3 protein-coding genes and 2 pseudogenes are annotated in these 4,140 nt (G+C 39.8%); 4 read left to right on the top strand and 1 reads right to left on the bottom strand.

Features of this window, described 5'->3' with window-relative positions; all coding sequences use genetic code 11:
• From ABYK33_RS14300 to ABYK33_RS14285, 4 genes and pseudogenes are all read left to right on the top strand, one after another.
• A pseudogene (locus ABYK33_RS14300) lies at positions 1 to 240 on the top strand (TlpA family protein disulfide reductase); the annotation flags it as partial.
• Between the two features lie 7 nt (positions 241 to 247).
• Positions 248 to 1,114, top strand: a pseudogene (ftsY, locus tag ABYK33_RS14295) (signal recognition particle-docking protein FtsY); the annotation flags it as partial.
• Between the two features lie 663 nt (positions 1,115 to 1,777).
• A complete protein-coding gene (locus tag ABYK33_RS14290; protein WP_373033968.1) occupies positions 1,778 to 2,452 on the top strand; it encodes a DUF4145 domain-containing protein in 675 nt (224 codons plus the stop codon).
• A gap of 94 nt (positions 2,453 to 2,546) precedes the next feature.
• Positions 2,547 to 3,533 carry a hypothetical protein gene (locus ABYK33_RS14285; RefSeq protein ID WP_373033967.1) on the top strand — a complete coding sequence of 329 codons (987 nt, stop codon included), beginning with the start codon at positions 2,547 to 2,549 and terminating at the stop codon, positions 3,531 to 3,533.
• A 19-nt stretch (positions 3,534 to 3,552) separates the two neighbouring features.
• Here ABYK33_RS14285 and ABYK33_RS14280 read toward each other — a convergent pair whose 3' ends face one another.
• Positions 3,553 to 3,840: a hypothetical protein gene (locus ABYK33_RS14280; protein ID WP_373033966.1), complete on the bottom strand. Its 288-nt coding sequence runs from the start codon at positions 3,838 to 3,840 to the stop codon at positions 3,553 to 3,555.
• Positions 3,841 to 4,140: the final 300 nt, after the last annotated feature.

The raw sequence follows: 4,140 nt of genomic DNA, 5'->3' as shown, positions 1-4,140 counted from the left end.
GAGATCACAAATGCCGAGTTGCAATCGTTCAAAGATATGTACGGTGCGGACTACGTTATTGTCAATTCAAAAGAGAACGAGAACCTTTACCGTGCTATCGCCTCAGCGACCAAAGTCGGACAGCGTTTTCCAATTCCGTTGATGGTCATGTACAAAGACGGTCAATATATTACGCACTATGTCGGTCAGACGCCCGAAGAGATGATCGAAAGCGACATTAAAAAAGCATTGGGAAAATAGAGAGAGTATGTTCAGTTTTTTCAAAAAAGGTCTTAACAAAACCACAGAGGCGATGAAAAGTGTCGCCCCTAAAAAACGGGCCCGCATTCCCAAAGAGGACCTCGAAGACATTCTGCTCGAAGCCGACGTCGAATACGACCTCATCGAGATCATTCTCCGCGAGCTCTACGAAGACACGGTCACAAAAGCGCAGCTTGAGTCCAAACTGCTGGCAACCATGGCCTGGGCCAACTACGAAGAGCCGGAGTACACCAAACCTTTTGTCGACCTCATCATCGGGGTCAACGGTGCCGGAAAGACGACGACCATCGCAAAACTGGCCAAGCAGGCAAAAGACAAGGGTGAGCGCGTCATGCTGGGCGCTGCCGATACCTTCCGTGCGGCGGCCATCGAGCAGTTGACACGCTGGGCGGACAAGCTCGACGTCCCTATTGTCTCCTCCCGTCAGGGCCACGACCCTTCTGCGGTCTGCTACGACACCATTGAGTCGGCCAAGGCCAAAGGCTATGACCGTGTCATCATCGACACCGCCGGCCGCCTCCACACCCAGACCAACCTGGCGAACGAGCTTAAAAAGATCGTCCGTATCAGCGACAAGGCGCACGCCGGTGCACCGCACCGCAAGATTTTGGTTCTTGACGGAACACAGGGTAATTCGGCCATTGCGCAGGCGAAAGCCTTTAACGAAATGATTGACATCGACGGCATCATCATCACCAAACTCGACGGCACCGCCAAGGGTGGTTCGATCTTCAGTATCGCCCACGCGATGCGCATCCCTATTCTCTACGTGGGTGTCGGCGAACAGCCAGAAGATCTGGTCAAGTTCGACAAGTACGCCTTTATCGACAACTTCCTCGACCCTCTTTTCACCATCGACGAGGAGAGTGAACCGAAAGAGAAAGGTTCATCTTCGCTGATCGAACTTTCGCAGCTTACCAACGAGCAGCGAAAAAAACTGGTAGAGCTGCTCGACAAAGACGGCTACGACATGCTCTCCAAGCACTTCGTCCGTGAACGCGACAGCTGGAACGAGTACAAACTCATCGCCAACGAGACCAGCTACGCCATGGAGATCGTCGACCGCAACAACAAAGTCATCAAAGCCTACAAAGCCGACCAGCTACTCTAATTTTTGGGGTTATACCCCATTTTCAACTATTTTATTCCGTTTTAATGCTGTAGTGCTTAACGCGAATCTCATCTCTTACAACATCAAACAGTTGTGGTTTATTCTGCATATCAAACTCCTCAAATAGTAGAACACTTTGTGTACTATTGCCAGAATCTTCAAATAGTCATACAAAGTGTTCAGATATTGGCTATTTCCTTCTAAACCACACATCTCGAATAGAACCATTTTTGTACTTTTAGCTAATAAAGGTAGCTTTTCTTTAAAATTGACATGTTTTGTTAAATAGTAATATAAATTATTTGTTGAACTATTGCCCTACTTAAGGCTAATGTCTATAAAATGTGCACTAATAAATAGTTATCCGCTCGCTACGCGGCCAGTTAGCTTCATAAAGGAAGAACCATGAGCCATCTAGAATACTTTCCACCAACCTATGGACAAGGAGAATTTCACTGCCCTCACTGCAATGTTTATGCGCAGCAGTTTTATTCTCATTTGGCTACAAACAATAAATTTCCTTGGCAAAGTGTTGTCGATAGCAATACACAATTTATTGAGGCTCTTTCATCCTTCTGGGTGATTTCTAAATGTCAGCGATGCAGTGAGCATATAATTTGGTTCCAAGAGAATATTGTTTATCCTAAAAAACTAACCGTGCTTGCACCTAACCTAGATTTGGATGAGGAAATTAAAGCTGATTATTTAGAGGCTGCGAGAATACTTTCTGACTCTCCAAGGTCGGCGGCTGCATTACTTCGATTAGCTCTACAAAAACTTTGTAAACAGCTTGGAGAGAAAGGTGAAAATATTAATGATGATATTAAGAAAATGGTTTCAAAAGGTCTGAACCCCCTCGTTCAGAAATCCTTAGATGCTCTCCGTATTACTGGAAATAACGCTGTTCATCCTGGCGAAATAAACCTTCAAGAGGAGCCGGAAAGGGTCAAAAAACTATTTGAGTTAATAAACTTTATCGCAAATAAAATGATAACCGAACCAAAAGAGATAGAGGGGTTTTATTCAGACCTTCCAGAAAAAGCAAAAGCAGCTATTGAGAAGCGAGATGGCGAAAGCTAATGAGGTAATGAAAAATCACCCACAAAAAACAGTGTCCTGGACTCGCAATGCTTATTTTTTGTTACGGCGCTAGTATACAAAATTAGGAATAAAATTGAAACTAAAAGAATTATCAAAATATATATTATTAGTTGTTAGTATAGCCTCAGTCGCTTTTATTATAGACTTGATATCTTCAAATATAAGTGTAGAATTAAGTACAAAAACGATCCTTGATATTAATGGGACTAAAATATCATCTTTGCAAGTTACTTATCCATTATGGAAACAAGTCTCAAGTCTTGTTATTAATTTTTTATATGGTCTAGCAGCAGCAGTTTTTATTACGGTATTTGTAGTTAACAGACTTGAACGTTCACAGCAGAATGAAAAACAAGCCGAGCTAAACGAACTAAATAAAGCTATAAATATCAATGTATTTGATAGTTTATTTAAAACAATAATACCAGAAGAGATTTTTAAAGTCATAAAACAAGAGATAATCGAGAATAAGGTTTTACGCAGAGAAGCAAAGTGGATATATGATTTTTCTGTAAATGGAACCAGTATAAAATGTAGAATGACAACGAGCTATGAATTACATAATGTAAGCCAAGAAAATGTTGTAGACCCAGTTAAATTAGAACTAGACACTTTAGGGGGAAATAAATATAAAATAATTTCTGCAAAATGTTTAAATACTACTGGTGAGATATTAGTGCAGTATAACTCGGATGATATAGCTAATAATAAAAATATTAATGTAGATGATAAGCAAAAAAACAAACTAATAGTTGAATATACTATAAATATACCTCCTGAAAGTCATGTTGAATATCAAACAATATTTGAAAGGTCTTATGAAGGGAATATTGTAGATGCTCAAATTACAAAAGTACCTGTTGTTGGTGCAGATATCATTGTTAATTTTCCAGAAGAATATGATTTTGATATTTCCCCTATGATGTCCAGTAAACCAAGATTGATAACAGAAAGTTCAAAACAAAAAATATATAGAGTAGAAGGTGGTATTTTGCCTTATCAAGGATTTATGTATTACTTGGTGAAGAATGCTAACAAAGACGAGGAGCAAACAGTATAGCTGTTGCTCACGACAAACGTTATGCAAAAGGAAGACGAATGTGTCCAAACTGCCATAAAAATACTTTTTCCGTTTGGGATAAATTTAAATGGTCTCCTAAAAATCCAATGATTTGTAAAAAGTGTGGAGCACACGTCAAACCTTCTTTTATACATTTTGCTATTAGTTTTAATGTTATGATGATCATATCTTTAGTATTAGGTTTTTTTGGAACAAACTTGTTTTTTGGAGTACCAATACATTCATTGTATGAAATTGAGCCCATATCTAGGACTATAAAACTAATATTTGTATCCTTTCTTGGCATACTTACTCCTATCTTGTTAGGGGTTACATACTTTGCTTTGTTTGTACCATTACAAATTGATGAAAATGCATAACAAATCAGAGGAGACCAATCAAAAACCCGCGGGTGGCTTTTTGATTGCTCATTTTAAACGTTATGAGGTGAAAATTATATGAAAATATTTGGATATCTAATCGCTGCAATAGGTCTCTACCTCCTATATAAGAATCAGATAATACTTGGAGTCTTGCTCTTAGCACTCGGGGGACTTCTTAGTGGAGGACTTTCGGCCAGTGTCTCTAGCCTTGTACATGTCGTTCT

The sequence above is a fragment of the Sulfurovum sp. genome, from assembly GCF_041562805.1.
Lineage (GTDB): Bacteria > Campylobacterota > Campylobacteria > Campylobacterales > Sulfurovaceae > Sulfurovum.
This window is presented reverse-complemented; position numbering and strand designations above follow the sequence as displayed.